Raw genomic sequence first — 14,590 nt, forward strand, 5'->3', positions numbered from 1 at the left:
GTTGCAGTGAGTCGTCTGACCACTTTCATCGTCTCGCTCGCCCTCCTGGTGGGGCTGTTCGCGCAGGCTCCTTCTCGACGTTACGTCACGTCGGGGCTCGATCCGCAGATCAGCCACATCGCGGTGATCGGTGATTCGTACACCACGGGGATGGCCGCCGAGGGCGGGATGGGGCCGAGGAACTGGGCTCCGCTGGCCTGGCAGGAGCTGTCGCAACGCGGCGTGCAGGTCGATGCCGATGTGGTGGCCGAGGGCGGGGCCGGTTACGAGGCGCGCGGCAACCGCGGCAGCGTCTTCGCCGACCTGACCGCCAGGGCGGTGCAGCCCGACGACGCGTTGATCGTCTTCTTCGGGTCACGCAACGACAAGGACTCCGACCTCGGTGCGGTCACCCGCCTGAGCCACGACGCCCTGACCAGGGCCCGGCAATCCGCTCCCGCCGCCCGCATGCTGGTGATCGGGCCGCCCTGGGTGAACCCCGATGTGCCGCCGAATCTGCTGGGCGTGCGTGACATCCTGCGGGACCAGGCCCGGCAGGTCGGTGCGACGTTCGTCGACCCGATCGCCGACCGTTGGTTCTTCGATCGCCCCGAGTTGATCGGCGCCGACGGCATCCATCCGACTGATGCGGGCCATGCCTACATGGCCGACAAGATCGCACCGCTCATCGGCAGGGAGCTTCCGCGCTGGGTCTGATGCGGCGGTTCAGCCGCCGGCCGTGGTGCGGAAACGGTCCCGGTAGGCCTTCGGTGACACGCCGAGGTGGCTGACGAACACCCGCCGTAGGGTCTCGGCGCTTCCGAAGCCGGCAATCCGGGCGGATTCCGCCACCGGGCGTCCTGCGTCGAGGGCTGCCCGCGCTACGTCGATCCGCACCGTTTCGACGTAGCGGGCCGGTGTCGTGCCCAGCTCGGCCTGAAACAGCCGGGTCAGCTGTCTGGTACTCAATGAGGCTTGGGCTGCAAGACTTTTCACGCTGTGGTTCGCGGTCGGGTCAGCGGCGATCGCGTCGGTCACCCGGCGCAACGCCGACTCGGCGGGTGCGTCCGACTCGATCAGCGTGGAGAACTGCGACTGGCCGCCGGCTCGCTTGAGGTACACGACCAGTGACCGCGCGACGTCGCGCACCAGATCGGTGCCGTGATCGGACTCCACCAGTGCCAAGGCCAGGTCGATGCCCGCCGACACTCCCGCAGAGGTGTAGACGTCTCTGTCCCTGACGAAGATGGCGTCGGGCTCGACCGAAATCGTGGGGTACGCACGGGACAGCAGCCGTGCGTGCCGCCAGTGCGTGGTGGCCCGGCGGTTGTCGAGCAGGCCCGCCGCGGCCAGGATGAAGGAGCCCGTACAGATCGACGCCAGCCGTCGGGTCCGGGTGGGTAGGTCTCGCAGTGCCGCCACCAGAGCGGGATCGATCGGCCGGCCCACGAGATCGTCTCCACCGGAGACCAATACGGTGTCCACCCCGTCGATCTCGGAGATGCGACCGGTCACCGCGAACGGCGTGCCGATCGAGGTGGTGACGTCGGCGCCGTCGACCGACGCGATCCGTAGGCGGTAGTCGGCGCCGAACCGGTTGGCCTCGGCGAAAACCTCGGCCGGTCCCGCGGCGTCGAGCAGTTTCATCCCGTCGAAGACCACGATCACGACCTCACGCGGCCCCGCACCCTGTGCCATCCGTCCATTGTGTCGCTTTCTGTGGGAAACATGGCGCATCGGACATGGTGGCTACCGAGGGTGGGGTCGCAGACTGGTGACACGGCGACAAGGAGGTTCACATGTCATTCACCGCAGGTGCAACCCTGACAGTGGTCCAGCCCGGGGCGGGGGACACCGCCGAAATACCGGGCTTCGGCGCGGTTTTCAAGCTCACCGGTCGCACAACCGGTGGCCTGGTCTCGATTGTCGAGCACCCTTTCGCGGTCGGCATGATCACCGCGGCGCACCGGCACACCAACGAGGACGAGCACTCGATCGTGCTGTCCGGCGAGATCGGCTTTCGCTCCGACGACAGCGAGGTGGTGCTGGGACCCGGCGGCTACATCACCAAGCCACGTGGGCAGATGCACGCCATGTGGAACGCCGGCACGACACCGGGCCGCATCATCGAAGTCATCACACCGGGCAACGGTTTCGAGAATTACTTCCGCGAGCTCGGTGAGCTGCTCGCCTCAGCCGCTGAACCCGGCCCGGACAGTCCGCCACTGCACACCACGGCCGAATTCGTCGAGCTCTCGAACAGGTACGGCCTCACCTACGGCAAGCCGCAGTGGTTCGACGACATCGTGACCCGGTACCACCTGAATCCGCCCACCCACTGATCAGAGTTTGAAGGAGCCAATCATGACGATCTCATTGACCGACAACGTCGCCGGTATCGAACTGCCGGACACCGCGCTGGTGCGGGAGACCACCGAGTACATCCGCGACGTCGAGGATGACCTGCTGTTCCACCATTCCCGCCGGGTGTTCTATTTCGGTGCGCTGCAAGGCCTGCGGAGGGGGCTGCATCCCGACCTGGAGTTGCTGTACGTGGGCGCGATGTTCCATGACCTCGGTTTGAACGAGCCGTACCGCACGACCTCTCAGCTGCGTTTCGAGGTCGACGGTGCCAACGCCGCCCGGGACTTCCTGCTGCAGCGCGGGGTCGACGAGGCCGCCGCGCGCAAGGTCTGGCTTGGCATTGCGCTGCACACCACCCCGGGCGTCCCCGAGTTCCTCGATCCTGAGATCGCCCTGGTGACAGCGGGTGTCGAAACCGATGTGCTCGGGATCGGCCTCGACAACCTGGCACCGGAGGACCGGGAGGCCGTCACGACGGCGCATCCGCGGCCGGACTTCAAGAACCGGATCCTGCGGGCGTTCACCGACGGGGTGCTGCACCGGCCGGGTTCGACGTTCGGCACCGTCAACGCCGATGTGCTCGCACACTTCGACGATGAATTCGTCCGGGAGGATTTCGTCGAGGTGATTCTCGCCAACGGCTGGCCGGAATAGCCTGTCTTGCAGGATAACCGGTGATCAGCTGGCGCCGGAGCGACGTTCGGCGAGCTCGCGCAGAGGTTCGGGCAGGGCATCTGCCCGCAGGATCGCGGGCAGATGCTGTGGTTCCAGGGTCAGGGCCCGGAAGACCAACCCGATGGTGATGTCGTGGTCCGGCCGGTCGGTGACCACGATCTCGTCGCCGGCCGACACCGAACCAGGTGTCACGAGTCGAAGGTAGGCACCCGGAACCGCCGTTCTGGTAAACGTTTTGACCCACCCGTTGATCTGCAGCCAGTTGGCGAACGTCCGGCACGGGATGCGTGGCCGGGATACCTCGAGCTCCAGCCCGTCAGACCCGACCCGCCACCGTTCGCCGATGACGGCGTTGGTGACGTCGATCCCCGCGGTGGTGAGGTTCTCACCGAACACGCCGTTGGCGATCTCACGGTCCAGTTCGGTTTCCCAGGCGTCGAGATCCTCACGCGCGTACGCGTACACCGCCTGGTCGTCGCCGCCGTGGAACTGCTGGTCGCCGATCGTGTCGCCGACCAGACCGCTCCCGAGCCCGCCGTGCATCGGCCCGGGGGCGCGTACCGCGACCGCCCCGTCGACGGGGCGCTTGTCGATGCCCGTGACGGCACGCCCCTCAGCGGTGTTGGGACGTGGATGGGCCACGTTGACCGTGAGTACCTGCGCCATGACGCCCAGCGTAGTGGCTTAGAAGAGCGGTGTCGCAACACCATTCGGGGAGGCCGGCGGTGGTGGTGACACCGGGAGGCACAGTCCGGTCGCGAGGTCGAGTTGCCGGCCCGGGATGCAGAAGGGTGAACATCCGTTGGTGACACCGGTTTCCCCGGGCGGACACGCCGAGCTCGACGCCGGCGCCACAATCGTGGCCACTGCCATCGAACCGGCCGACAGCACCGCGGCCGACACCACGGTGAGAACCCCGCGCCACACTGCCCTCGTCATCGGCTGTCTCCTCATGAGCTGCACCTGCCCGACCTATGGCCGCAGTCTAGGCCGCGCACCCGGGCGGCATCCGCAGTTACCCCGTTGTCGGCCCGGGGCCGGTTCGGTCCGCTAGCGTCACGTGGTTGTGCAGACCCTGATCGACTTCGACCGTGCGCCCGTCTTCGCCATTCCGACCACCGAACCGGTCGGCGGCCTGACGGTCCGTGAGGGCATGCTGCTGGAGGGACCCCAGGGGTGGGGGGAGTTCAGCCCGCTGCCCGACGACCGCGCGCTGGTTCGCTGGCTCACCGCGGCGACCGAGCCGGGAACCGTCGGCTGGCCCGACCCGGTGCGTGGGCGGGTGCCGGTAGCGGTCACCGTTCCCGCTGTCGACGCCGACCGCGCTCACCAGATCGCCGCGGCATCGGGCTGCCGGACGGCCGCGGTCGAGGTAGGCGCCGGAGGACTGGCACAGGACGTCGAGCGGGTGCGCGCCGTGCGTGACGGGCTCGGTGCGGGCGGCGTGATCAGGTGCGCCGCCTCGGGACGGTGGGATCCCGATACCGCGGTCGCCGCGATCGGGGCCCTCGATCGTGCCGCAGGCGGGCTGGAGTTCGTCACGCAACCGTGCCGGACGCTCGACGAGTTGGCGCAGGTCAGACGCCAGGTCGACGTGCGGATCGCGGCAGACGAGTCGATTCGCCACGCCGACGACCCGATGGGCCTGCACCTCGGCGAGGCAGCCGACATCGCGGTGCTCGCCTGCGGCCCGCTGGGCGGGGCACGCCGGGCGTTGCGGGTGGCCGAAGCCTCGGGGGTGCCCTGTGTGGTCAGCGCGACGCTCGAGACGACCATCGGGTTGGCGGCGGGACTCGCGCTGGCCGGGGCATTACCCCGGTTGGACTTCGCCTGCGAACTGGGAACCAGGGGATTGCTCACGGGGGACCTGGTGGCGGATTCGCGCTCACTGGTTCCGGTCGATGGCTACCTACCGGTGGCGCCGATGCCCCCGGCTCCGCAGCCTGATCGGATCGAACGGTATGCGGTCACCGATCCGGCTCGGGTGACCTGGTGGCGGGAGCGCCTGCAGAGCGCCATATCTGCGTCTTGATCAGCCGTGATGCTGCTGTGGACGGCCCGTTGAGGGCCTCGGCCCGGAATGCTGGACGGAACAGATTCAAGTAGCGCACTACGCATGTGTGCGGCGGCCCGGCAACTCGAGAATCGACTGCGTCAGCTACCGCTGGCGGGAAGATCCAACGGAGGATGCCATGTCGTTGTTCGCCAAGCTGTCGGAACTCCGGGCCGTAAAGACCCAGGACTCCGGTGGGACCGACGAGCTCAGTATCAGCAGAGCTGATGGATTCCAGTTCAAGGCTGTGTCGATGTGCCAGGGGGATGTGGTGGATCTGGACCGACTGCTGCCGTTCGACGGCCAGCTGGAGATCGTGTTGAGAGAGGTGGATGTGCGCACCGACGAGATGCAGGATGTGGGCTCGATCTTCATCCGCTCGGACGAGTTGGGGCAAGGTGAGCTCACCCAGCAGTTCAACGGCGCGGGCGCGCGGTACGACCTCACCTACAAAGTCATCTGAGCATTCAGTCCTGCACGGCCTTGGCGATCGCCACACAGGTCGTCAACCAGTCCGCGTCGGGTTCGGCCGTCTCGGTCAGCTCCCACATCGCGTTGTGCAACATCCGGACGATCACCCAGTCCCTGGTCCGGTCGGCATCCAGGCCGGCAGCGTCGACCACCGCGGACAGCCGGCGCCGGACGCCGTCGCGGACGTACCCGGCGAGCTCCTCCCACCGGTTCCACAGCATCGGCGCGACTTCGTAGTGCGGGTCTCCGTTCATCGGCTTGGGGTCGATCACCAGCCACGGTTCGCGGTCGGCGGCCAGGACATTCTCGTAATGGAGATCGGTGTGGATCAGGGTGCCGGTGGTGGCCGGATCGCCTGCCAGATCCCGGCCGAGCGTGATCGCCTGCTCCACCAGCCGACGCGGAACCGGGGCATTGCGGGGCAGCCGGGTCAGTTCGGTGGTCCGGTGTGCGGTGCATTCGGCGAGCGACCGCAGCTGCGGCAGAGCCGGCACATGAAGCCGGTCGTAGAGTGCCGCGACGATCTCGCAAGCCTCAATGTCCCACAGCTCGTTGAGGTTTCGCTGCTGCAACCGTTCCAGCAGCATCATCCGGCGGTGCGGATCGGCGCGCATCAGCCGCACCGCACCGGAACCTGCCCAGCGGCGCAGCGCCAGGTGTTCGTGTTCGGACTCGTCATCGGGGAAGGCGGCCTTGAGGACTGCAGGCGCCCGCTCGCTGGTCCGCACCGGCAGCACGATCGAGCAGTAGCCGTGAAACGCGGGCCCGTCGGCGCGCAGGTCCCACTCGTCGAGCTGGTCGCGGATGAGTCTCGGCAGACCGTCGACCCATGACTGCCACTGAGGTCCTCGTGTGCCCATCGCGCGCACGGCCTCGGGCAGATCGATCATCGGCATCATCGTCGCACCCCGGGCGGCCCGCGGGGCACCCGGTTTTGACAGACTGTGCCCCATGGCACAGATAACGTTCAAGGGAAACCCCATCAACACCGTCGGCGACCTGCCGGCAGTCGGTAGCCCGGCTCCCAGCTTCTCGGTCACCGGCACCGATCTCGGCGCCGTCAGCAGCGATCAGTTCGCGGGCAAGTCGGTGCTGCTGAACATCTTCCCGTCGGTCGACACCGGGATTTGCGCAGCCAGCGTGCGCACCTTCAACGAGCGGGCCGCTGCCGCCGGTGCCACCGTCTTGTGCGTGTCGAAGGACCTGCCGTTCGCGCTGAGCCGTTTCTGCGGAGCCGAGGGGATCGAGAACGTCGTCACCGCATCGGCGTTCCGCGACAGCTTCGGTGAGGACTACGGAATCACCATGGCCGACGGTCCGATGGCCGGTCTGTTGGGACGCGCCGTCGTCGTCATCGGAGCCGACGGCAAGGTGGCCTACACCGAACTGGTGCCCGAGATCGTCCAGGAGCCCAACTACGACGCCGCCCTGGCCGCACTCTGACCGTCGTCACCCCTCCTCACCGGCGCATCTCGCGCCGGTGAGGAATCGGCAGGCCCTCAGACGGGCCACTGCTCGCGGCGGTACGCCGCGTCGAAGAACATCCACTCGTATTTGGACGTGACCACGAAATGGGCCCGTGCGGCGGCTTCGTCCGCCCCGCCCAGGGTCGGCCCGACCCGATCCGTCAGATCGAGCACCTCGGCGACCGTCGCGGCGAACTCGTCGCCGCCGTAACTGTCGATCCACCGCTGATAGCGCCGATCCGGCGATCCGCGATCCAAAAGCGCTGCCCCGACCCGGGCATAGATCCAGTAGCAGGGCAGGACCGCCGCCAGTCCCTCGGCGAAGCTGCCGCTGTACGCCGCGGCCAGCAGATAACTCGTGTAGGCGCGCGTGGTCGGGGTGACCTGCGTCGCGTCCAGGGCCTCGACATCCAGCCCCAGTTCCGGGAGCAGTTCGTTGTGCAGGCCCAGTTCGACATCGAAGACCTCGGCGGCATGCCGGGAGAACATCGCGGTGTCGGCCAGGGAGGGGGCCTTGGCGGCGACGATCGTCAACGCGCGGGCGTAGTCGCGCAGATAGTGCGCGTCCTGCGCCACGTAATGCGCGAATGCGCCGTCGTCCAGGCTGCCGTCGGTGAGCCCGGTCAGGAACGGATGCGCCAGGATCGCGGTGAACGTCGGGTCGATCGCCTCCCAGAGCCGGGCCGACCAGGATTGCGGGTTCGCATCGGGGTTCATCCCACCATGGTGTCAGGTGACGGGCAAACGTTGTGCGCCCCGTCGGCGGGCGCTGTACCACAACGATTTTCGCGGCGTTCGAGTGAAACCGGACGTGTCCCGGGTACTTTGCCGCCGAGGGCGGTGTTCGAACCTGTTCGGTGATGTCGATCGCAGTAGGGCCGATTCTGACGCGATCAGGGCGACGGCTCGCACGATAACCTTTCGGTCACGGTACTGCATCTGATCAGGCTTGTGCCCCATACGAATTGGGCAAATCGGCCGGTGCGCGGTACAAATGATTGACTCGACTGACGACGACCAGCAGTCGAAGTCACCGCCTGGTGGTCGAGAGAGTTGATGTTCGATGAGACGTACCTTTGCCCTTCTGATCAGTCTGGCATTTCTGGTTGCGACTCCCGGACTGGCCGGTGCCGCACCGATCGAACGCCCGACCGGCAACCAGCGCTTTGTCGATCTCGTGATCGCCCGCGCGATGTCACAGCGCGGAGTGCCCTTCAGCTACGGCGGCGGCGACGTCAACGGGCCGACCCGCGGTGTGGCCCGCGCGCTGCCCGCCCCCGGCATGACTCCGACGGCTCCGCCCGCCCTGGGTGGCGGCCTCGCCCCCGGGCTGTCCACCCCGGCGGTGACCGCCCCGATGGTGACGCCTCCCGTTGTCGGTCTCGTGCCCGATCCCTCGTCGAATGTGGTCGGGTTCGATGCCTCCGGGTTGATCGTCTACGCCTTCGCCGGAGCCGGCGTGAAGATGCCGCGTTCCTCGGGCGAGCAGTACAAGGTCGGGCAGAAGGTACTGCCGTCCCAGGCGCTGCCCGGCGATCTGATCTTCTACGGCCCAGAGGGCACTCAGAGCGTGGCGCTCTACCTCGGCAACAATCAGATGATCCAGGGCACCGAGCCCGCCGTCGCGGTCACGCCGGTGCGGGCCCAGGGAATGACGCCCTACCTGGTTCGCATCATCGCCTGACCCCTGAGATCTGGTGTGCCCGAGGCGGCTCAACCCTCCGTAGGCTTGAGCTGTCGACGAGGAAGGGCACACAGCATTGACCGACCAGACACCTGCGACCACACGGACCCTGTTTCCCGGTATCAGTTCGCGCGCGTGGGAGCATCCGGCTGACCGCACCGCACTGACCGCGTTGCGTCGACTCAAGGGGTTCGATCAGGTCCTCAAAGTGCTGTCGGGGATGTTGCGCGAACGCAAGCACCGGCTGCTGTACCTGGCCAGTTCGGCCCGGGTGGGTCCGCGGCAGTTCGCCGACCTCGACGCGCTGCTCGACGAGTGCGTGCAGGTGCTCGACGCTCCGGTACGACCGGAGATGTTCATCATCCAGTCGCCGGAAGCCAATGCCTACTGCATCGGCATGGAGGACCCGTTCATCGTCATCACCTCGGGCATGTACGAGCTGATGACACATGACGAGATGCGCTTCGTCATCGGTCACGAACTCGGCCATGCGCTCAGTGGCCATGCTGTCTACCGCACGATGCTCCACCATCTGCTGCGGCTGGCGTCGTCGTTCGGCTTCATCCCGATTGGTGGCTGGGCCCTGCGGGCGATCGTCGCCGCGTTGCAGGAATGGCAACGCAAATCCGAACTTTCGGGGGATCGCGCGGGGCTGCTGTGCGGACAGGACTTCGACATGGCGATCCGGGTCGAGCTGAAGCTGGCGGCGGGCAAGCACCTCGACAAGCTCGACTCGCAGGCGTTCCTGGCTCAGGCACGTGACTATGACGCGACCGGGGACATGCGCGACGGAGTGCTCAAACTGCTCAACCTTGAGCTGCAGACACATCCGTTCTCGGTGCTCCGGGCAGCGGCGTTGACCAAGTGGGTCGATACCGGCGGATATGGCGCGATCATGGCCGGCAACTATCCGCTGCGGTCCGACGATGCGACCGCGAGCTGGGCTGACGACGTCAGCGCGGCGGCACGCCACTACAAGGACGGATTCGACCAGTCGAACGACCCGTTGATCCGGGGTATCCGGGACGGTTTGGGCGGCGTCGTCGACGGAGTTGGGCAGGCCGCGACGAGCGCGGCCGACTCGATGGGCCGCAAGATCTCCGAGTGGCGCCGCAACGCCAGGCCGAGCGAGGACTGACGCCGCGACAGGGGATTGCCGTCGGATCAACGGTAAGCCCCTAGACTGGGCGCTCGTGGGCATCCTGTTTGGCTTCGCGCCGTGGATCATCTATTGGGTACTCGTCGGCAACGTGCCGTTTCTGGTCGCCGTGCTGGTGGCGCTGGCGACGGCCATCGCCACATTCGTGATCAGCCGGATCTCCGGGGCACCGGGCCGCACCTTGGAGGTCGGTGCCCTCGCGACCTTCATCGTGCTGACGATCCTCACCCTGGTGCTGAGCCAGGATGTGATGGAGCGCTGGATCCAGCCGCTGAGTACCGCGGGAATCTTCCTGGTAGCCCTGATCGGCCAGCTGATCGGCAAGCCGTTCGTGATGGAGTTCGCCGCGGCGGGCCAACCGCCCGGAGTCGTGGAAAGCGATCTGTTCCAACGGGTTGTGAAGATCCTGACCTGGATCTGGGTTGGCGCGTTCGCCGGGATGACGATCTCCGCGGCGATTCCTCCTCTCGTGCAGGGTGACGCCACGATCCTGGACACCAAGACGCCGTTGTCGTTCATCTGCTACTGGGTCATCCCGTTCACCCTGCTCGGCCTGGCCGCGCTGGCCTCTCGCGTCCTGCCCGATCGGATGACGGCCGGCATGAACGACATCGTGCGCAAGACCACGTTCGTGGCGTTCTCCGAGGCCGAGATCGACCAGCTCTACTACCTGGCCCAGGAGCACGCCAATCGTGAGGTCGGTGCCGGGCAGGAGGCATACGACGTTCGGGTCGGCGGATCGGGAACTCCCTTGGTGGGCGACGAATCCCGGATGTCATGGCCCTCGACCTACAAGGTGCGTGACCGCAAGAGGTAGCACCCTCAGCCGGTCGGCATCATCCCCAGCAGGCTGAACATCATCACGAAACCCGGTAGCAGGTTGGTCACCTGGTGCGCGATGATGCCGCCCCACAGACTGCCGGAATACAGCCGGGCCAACGCGATCGGGACCGCCACCACCAACAGCAGCGGGGCCCGCTGCGGTTCCAGGTGGGCCAGCGCGAACACCAGAGTGGACACGATCACCGCGACGATGCGCCCCCACCGTTGCTCAAGGGCTCCCCAGAGCAATCCGCGGTACACCACTTCTTCACAGATCGGGGCGATCACGGCGACCAGGAGCAGGACGGTCACCGCCAACGGCCAGCCCGTCCGCACGCCCTCGTAGACCCCTCCCACGGCCGACGTCGCGTCCGGCCCGACGATCGACTGGTAGAGCAGCGCGGCCGGCAAGGTGAAGAACAGTCCGCCGATGCCGAAGGCCAACCCGAGACCGACGGCGCGCCAAGACCATTGCCACCGGAAATCGATGCGGGGACCGTTGCCGCGCCAGGTCGTGATCGCGATGGCCAGGGCCGCGGCGACCAGTGTCGGTACCGCGATCGCCAGGGTGATCAGCCAGGGCGGCGGCGGGCCGACGGGGGCGAACACCCCGAACGCGGCCGAGGTGAGCAGATAGACGGCCTCGACGATGACGAATGCGCCCAGACCCCAACGGTGAGCGGTCACTTGGTGCCGAAGATTCGGTCACCGGCATCGCCGACGCCCGGAACGATGTAGCCCTGCTCGTCGAGTTCCCGGTCCAGCGCGGCGGCGTAGATCGGCACCTCCGGATGAGCCTGATGCATGGCCGCGACACCTTCGGGGCACGTCAGCAGGCAGACGAACTTGATGGACCGGGGCTGGTATTCCTTGATGCGGTCGATGGCCGCGACGGCCGAATTGCCGGTGGCGAGCATCGGATCCACGACCACCACGTCGCGCTCGTGCAGGTCGCTCGGAAGCTTGAAGTAATACTCCACCGCCACCCGGGTCTTCGGATCGCGGTACAGGCCGATATGGCCGACCCGGGCATTCGGCATCACGCTGAGCATGCCGTCCAGGATGCCGCTTCCGGCCCGCAGAATCGACACGAACACCAGTTTCTTGCCGTCGATCACGGCACCGGTCGTCGGTTCCAGCGGTGTCTCGATATCGATGTCGTGCACCGGGATGTCGCGTAGCACCTCATAGCTCATCAGCATCGAGATCTCGGTGAGCAACTGGCGAAACCCTTTGGTGGACACGTCCTTCTGCCGCATGAGCGTCAGCTTGTGCTGTACCAGCGGATGATCGATGACGTGAAGGTTGCCCATGGTGCCCCTCCTAGAAAACCGTGCCGTCGCTGATGATGGACAACGGCGGACGGCCGTCGCGCAGACGCGCGGCCAGCGCGCGCCCGGTTGCCCAGGTTCCGCCCTCCAGTACGCAGGCCAGTGGCAGTTGCGGGGCCGCCAGATGATCACGAACCAGCGGAGCCAGCTCATCGAGCAGCGCGACCGTCAGCGCGCGCCACTCGACCACGAGCTCGTCGCCCACCGCCCAGTCCTGCTCGGCCAGTGCGGGTTCACGTAACCGGAGCACCCCGGTATCCAGCAGCAGACCGCCGTTGCGGTACTCGGGCAGCCCGGTCAACGCGTCGAGGTCGGTCACCGTGACACCGGCCCGCTCGAACGGCTCGAGGAGCGAGTACGTCAGCCACTGGGACAGTTTGTGAAACGGCATCCATCCGCGGGACATGCCGGGACCGCGGACGGCCGGGTGCCGCCAGCAGTCACCCAGCGGCTGACCGTCGATGGCGTTGTCGGCGAGCCACACTCCCGACAGCGTGTCCAACAACGTCGAGAGCAGCTCGTGGGCGGCGACAGTCGGACCGGTCACGGTGTCGAACATTCCGCCGGGACGTCCGTGCGGGCCGAACACGTCGGGGTGGGCTGCGAGGTGCGTGCCCAGCCGGCGCAGTAGCCGAACCCGGCCGGCCAGCCCCACCAACGGATTGCCTGGACTCACCTGAAACGCAGCAGCCAGGTTGTCGACGTCGAGGTGGCACAACGTGGCGGCATCCGCCCGCAGCGGATCGCCAGGGTCGCTGGAGAACAATCCGCCGCAGAACGCGTGCCAGCTGGCCACCCCCAGCCCTTCCGAACGCGTGAGACAAAGGCCGGTATCGGATTCGACGTAACGCCAGTCGGCTCCTGCGCCTGCGTCCAGCAGCACGCTCACCACCGCCAGGTCGATCATCGAGCGGGCCCGGTCCGCGGCATCCACATCGGTTGTCCGCGTGGCCAACTCCGCTCGGCGGTCCACGCCACCGGTCTCGAAATGGCGCCACCGGCTGTGGTAGGGGACGGCGAGCGTGGGGTAGCGGGTGCGGGTGAGTTCGGCGACCTCTGCGGCCGCGTGGTCCAGGGCATCGTCGTCGACCACGAACCAGGGCGAGTCGCCGGATCTGGCGCGGTGCAGAAGGTGTTGGGCCCGTTCACGGATGGCGGCGGTGCTGCGTAACGTGGCCACCGCCGCCATGGCCGCCGCGCCGTCCGCGGTCGTGGTCATGGAGTGAGTCCGCGGCCCTTGGCGATCTTGAGTTCGTCGACGCCGGGAACGGGTCCGGGGGTGAAATAGCCGGCGGCCATCTTGGCGTCGATCTCGACCCGGGCGTCGGCAGGGATCAGCTCGTCGGGAATGTTGACCCGCTCGCCGACCTCGATCCCCGATCCGGTGATCGCGTCGTACTTCATGTTGCTCATGGACACCAGGCGGTGGATCTTGCGAACCCCCAACCAGTGCAGGACATCCGGCATGAGCTCCTGGAACCGCATGTCCTGCACACCCGCCACGCATTCGGTGCGGGCGAAGTACTGGTCGGCGGTGTCACCGCCGTCTTGACGCTTGCGTGCGTTGTACACCAGGAACTTGGTCACCTCACCCAGTGCGCGACCTTCCTTGCGCGAGTAGGCGACCAAGCCGACCCCGCCCCGCTGCGCACCGGCGATACATTCCTCGATCGCATGCGTGAGATACGGCCTGCAGGTACAGATGTCGGAGCCGAAGACGTCCGAGCCGTTGCATTCGTCGTGCACCCGCGCGGTCAGTTCCACCCTCGGGTCGGCCAGATCGCGTGGTGCGCCGAAGATGTACACGGTCTGCCCGCCGATCGGCGGCAGGAACACCTCGAGGTCGCCGCGGGTGACGAGTTCTGGGTACATGCCGCCGGTCTCCTCGAACAGCACCCGGCGCAGCGCGGTCTCGGTGCACCCGAAGCGGGCGGCCACCCCGGGCAGGAACCACACCGGCTCGATGGCGGCCTTCGTCACCAGTGCCGCACCGTTTTCCAGCAACACCCGGCCATCGGGGCGCAGCCGGCCGGCGGCGATGGCCGTGGCGATCTCCGGCACCATCACGTGGGCCTTGGTGACCGCGATGGTCGGCCGGATGTCGTAACCGGCGGCCAGTTCGGCGGCGAAGGCATCGGAGACCATCGCGCCCCAGGGATCCAGGCTGACGATCGCCGCAGGTTGGCTCCACTGCGGATACGGCCCGATCACGTCCGTGGGGGCGGTGTTGGTCAGATCGGCACGGTGCGCCGGCGACAGGGCGCCCGCGGCGACGGCCAATGCCCGGTAGACGCTGTAGGAGCCGCTGTGGGTGCCGATCACGTTGCGGTGCGAGCGCGTGGTGGTGGTGCCGATCACCGGGCCGCGCTCGGCCGCGCTCGGTGCGGCCCACTGGATCGTCGGGGTCCCCGCTGCAGCACTGTGCGATGTCAACCGGATATGCCGGGCCTTCGCAGGCTCCGCGGGCGCACCACCTGATTCGGCGACCATGTCGGTGCTCCTTCCTCCGCGCACGCGCCCGGTTGAGACTGTCCAGTCAACCCCGATTCGGCTGGTTCCGCATGCACTGTGTCCGTACCGTCATGT

General features: G+C 67.3%; 18 protein-coding genes. 9 read left to right on the forward strand and 9 right to left on the reverse strand.

The window, feature by feature from the left end:
* The first annotated feature begins 6 nt into the window (after positions 1 to 6).
* Positions 7 to 696, forward strand: a complete 690-nt coding sequence (locus G6N57_RS20790) for an Rv0518 family GDSL lipase (RefSeq protein ID WP_077741941.1) — start codon at positions 7 to 9, stop codon at positions 694 to 696.
* 9 nt (positions 697 to 705) lie between these two features.
* Here the strand turns inward: G6N57_RS20790 and G6N57_RS20795 are convergent, their stop codons facing one another.
* Positions 706 to 1,677, reverse strand: a complete 972-nt coding sequence (locus G6N57_RS20795; protein WP_077740781.1) for a GlxA family transcriptional regulator — start codon at positions 1,675 to 1,677, stop codon at positions 706 to 708.
* A gap of 101 nt (positions 1,678 to 1,778) precedes the next feature.
* Here G6N57_RS20795 and G6N57_RS20800 point away from each other — a divergent pair, with 101 nt between their 5' ends.
* Both G6N57_RS20800 and G6N57_RS20805 read left to right on the forward strand, forming a co-directional pair.
* Entirely contained in the window at positions 1,779 to 2,321 is a 543-nt protein-coding gene (locus G6N57_RS20800; RefSeq protein ID WP_077740780.1) for a cupin domain-containing protein, read from the forward strand.
* 22 nt (positions 2,322 to 2,343) lie between these two features.
* Positions 2,344 to 2,997 carry an HD domain-containing protein gene (locus G6N57_RS20805; protein WP_077740779.1) on the forward strand — a complete coding sequence of 218 codons (654 nt, stop codon included), beginning with the start codon at positions 2,344 to 2,346 and terminating at the stop codon, positions 2,995 to 2,997.
* A 24-nt stretch (positions 2,998 to 3,021) separates the two neighbouring features.
* On the opposite strand, the gene G6N57_RS20810 is transcribed toward G6N57_RS20805, so the two are convergent.
* Positions 3,022 to 3,684 (reverse strand): MOSC domain-containing protein, encoded by a 663-nt coding sequence (locus G6N57_RS20810; RefSeq protein ID WP_077740778.1) that lies wholly within the window; start codon positions 3,682 to 3,684, stop codon positions 3,022 to 3,024.
* Positions 3,685 to 3,702: 18 nt separating this feature from the next.
* Positions 3,703 to 3,957, reverse strand: coding sequence for a hypothetical protein (locus G6N57_RS20815; RefSeq protein WP_077740777.1), 255 nt, complete (start codon positions 3,955 to 3,957; stop codon positions 3,703 to 3,705).
* A 127-nt stretch (positions 3,958 to 4,084) separates the two neighbouring features.
* On the opposite strand from G6N57_RS20815, the gene G6N57_RS20820 reads away from it, so the two are divergent.
* Positions 4,085 to 5,050 carry an o-succinylbenzoate synthase gene (locus G6N57_RS20820; RefSeq protein ID WP_077740776.1) on the forward strand — a complete coding sequence of 322 codons (966 nt, stop codon included), beginning with the start codon at positions 4,085 to 4,087 and terminating at the stop codon, positions 5,048 to 5,050.
* Positions 5,051 to 5,210: 160 nt separating this feature from the next.
* A complete protein-coding gene (locus G6N57_RS20825) occupies positions 5,211 to 5,534 on the forward strand; it encodes a hypothetical protein (protein WP_077740775.1) in 324 nt (107 codons plus the stop codon).
* A 4-nt stretch (positions 5,535 to 5,538) separates the two neighbouring features.
* Here G6N57_RS20825 and G6N57_RS20830 read toward each other — a convergent pair whose 3' ends face one another.
* A complete protein-coding gene (locus tag G6N57_RS20830) occupies positions 5,539 to 6,432 on the reverse strand; it encodes an aminoglycoside phosphotransferase family protein (RefSeq protein ID WP_077741940.1) in 894 nt (297 codons plus the stop codon).
* Between the two features lie 61 nt (positions 6,433 to 6,493).
* Between G6N57_RS20830 and tpx the strand changes: the two genes are divergently transcribed.
* On the forward strand, positions 6,494 to 6,985 hold the full coding sequence (tpx, locus tag G6N57_RS20835) for a thiol peroxidase (RefSeq protein WP_077740774.1): 492 nt from the start codon (positions 6,494 to 6,496) through the stop codon (positions 6,983 to 6,985).
* Positions 6,986 to 7,041: 56 nt separating this feature from the next.
* Here tpx and tenA read toward each other — a convergent pair whose 3' ends face one another.
* Entirely contained in the window at positions 7,042 to 7,725 is a 684-nt protein-coding gene (gene tenA, locus G6N57_RS20840; protein ID WP_077740773.1) for a thiaminase II, read from the reverse strand.
* A 346-nt stretch (positions 7,726 to 8,071) separates the two neighbouring features.
* Between tenA and ripD the strand changes: the two genes are divergently transcribed.
* From ripD to G6N57_RS20855, 3 genes are all read left to right on the forward strand, one after another.
* Positions 8,072 to 8,692, forward strand: coding sequence for an NlpC/P60 family peptidoglycan-binding protein RipD (ripD, locus tag G6N57_RS20845; protein ID WP_077740772.1), 621 nt, complete (start codon positions 8,072 to 8,074; stop codon positions 8,690 to 8,692).
* A 76-nt stretch (positions 8,693 to 8,768) separates the two neighbouring features.
* On the forward strand, positions 8,769 to 9,830 hold the full coding sequence (locus tag G6N57_RS20850) for a M48 family metallopeptidase (RefSeq protein WP_077740771.1): 1,062 nt from the start codon (positions 8,769 to 8,771) through the stop codon (positions 9,828 to 9,830).
* Between the two features lie 55 nt (positions 9,831 to 9,885).
* Positions 9,886 to 10,668 carry a hypothetical protein gene (locus tag G6N57_RS20855; protein WP_077740770.1) on the forward strand — a complete coding sequence of 261 codons (783 nt, stop codon included), beginning with the start codon at positions 9,886 to 9,888 and terminating at the stop codon, positions 10,666 to 10,668.
* Positions 10,669 to 10,673: 5 nt separating this feature from the next.
* Here G6N57_RS20855 and G6N57_RS20860 read toward each other — a convergent pair whose 3' ends face one another.
* The 4 genes from G6N57_RS20860 to G6N57_RS20875 are packed head-to-tail and all read right to left on the reverse strand — an operon-like array spanning position 10,674 to position 14,494.
* Positions 10,674 to 11,360 carry a CPBP family intramembrane glutamic endopeptidase gene (locus G6N57_RS20860; RefSeq protein WP_077740769.1) on the reverse strand — a complete coding sequence of 229 codons (687 nt, stop codon included), beginning with the start codon at positions 11,358 to 11,360 and terminating at the stop codon, positions 10,674 to 10,676.
* Positions 11,357 to 11,986, reverse strand: a complete 630-nt coding sequence (gene upp, locus G6N57_RS20865; protein ID WP_077740768.1) for a uracil phosphoribosyltransferase — start codon at positions 11,984 to 11,986, stop codon at positions 11,357 to 11,359. Before upp ends, G6N57_RS20860 begins: the two co-directional genes overlap by 4 nt.
* Positions 11,987 to 11,996: 10 nt before the next feature.
* On the reverse strand, positions 11,997 to 13,223 hold the full coding sequence (locus G6N57_RS20870) for a URC4/urg3 family protein (protein WP_077740767.1): 1,227 nt from the start codon (positions 13,221 to 13,223) through the stop codon (positions 11,997 to 11,999).
* Complete coding sequence (locus G6N57_RS20875; protein ID WP_077740766.1) at positions 13,220 to 14,494, reverse strand: GTP cyclohydrolase II; 1,275 nt, start codon at positions 14,492 to 14,494, stop codon at positions 13,220 to 13,222. The genes G6N57_RS20870 and G6N57_RS20875 overlap by 4 nt, the downstream gene beginning before the upstream one ends.
* Positions 14,495 to 14,590: the final 96 nt, after the last annotated feature.

The sequence above is a fragment of the Mycolicibacterium boenickei genome (genome assembly GCF_010731295.1).
Lineage (GTDB): Bacteria > Actinomycetota > Actinomycetes > Mycobacteriales > Mycobacteriaceae > Mycobacterium > Mycobacterium boenickei.

Excerpts from the sequence above, each read along its gene's own strand:
- G6N57_RS20875 (WP_077740766.1), bottom strand. The coding sequence starts at position 14,494 with ATGGTCGCCGAATCAGGTGGTGCGCCCGCGGAGCCTGCGAAGGCCCGG.
- G6N57_RS20805 (WP_077740779.1), top strand. The coding sequence starts at position 2,344 with ATGACGATCTCATTGACCGACAACGTCGCCGGTATCGAACTGCCGGAC.
- ripD (WP_077740772.1), top strand. The coding sequence starts at position 8,072 with ATGAGACGTACCTTTGCCCTTCTGATCAGTCTGGCATTTCTGGTTGCG.
- tenA (WP_077740773.1), bottom strand. The coding sequence starts at position 7,725 with ATGAACCCCGATGCGAACCCGCAATCCTGGTCGGCCCGGCTCTGGGAG.
- G6N57_RS20830 (WP_077741940.1), bottom strand. The coding sequence starts at position 6,432 with ATGATCGATCTGCCCGAGGCCGTGCGCGCGATGGGCACACGAGGACCT.
- tpx (WP_077740774.1), top strand. The coding sequence starts at position 6,494 with ATGGCACAGATAACGTTCAAGGGAAACCCCATCAACACCGTCGGCGAC.
- G6N57_RS20800 (WP_077740780.1), top strand. The coding sequence starts at position 1,779 with ATGTCATTCACCGCAGGTGCAACCCTGACAGTGGTCCAGCCCGGGGCG.
- G6N57_RS20825 (WP_077740775.1), top strand. The coding sequence starts at position 5,211 with ATGTCGTTGTTCGCCAAGCTGTCGGAACTCCGGGCCGTAAAGACCCAG.
- upp (WP_077740768.1), bottom strand. The coding sequence starts at position 11,986 with ATGGGCAACCTTCACGTCATCGATCATCCGCTGGTACAGCACAAGCTG.
- G6N57_RS20795 (WP_077740781.1), bottom strand. The coding sequence starts at position 1,677 with ATGGCACAGGGTGCGGGGCCGCGTGAGGTCGTGATCGTGGTCTTCGAC.
- G6N57_RS20810 (WP_077740778.1), bottom strand. The coding sequence starts at position 3,684 with ATGGCGCAGGTACTCACGGTCAACGTGGCCCATCCACGTCCCAACACC.
- G6N57_RS20870 (WP_077740767.1), bottom strand. The coding sequence starts at position 13,223 with ATGACCACGACCGCGGACGGCGCGGCGGCCATGGCGGCGGTGGCCACG.
- G6N57_RS20815 (WP_077740777.1), bottom strand. The coding sequence starts at position 3,957 with ATGACGAGGGCAGTGTGGCGCGGGGTTCTCACCGTGGTGTCGGCCGCG.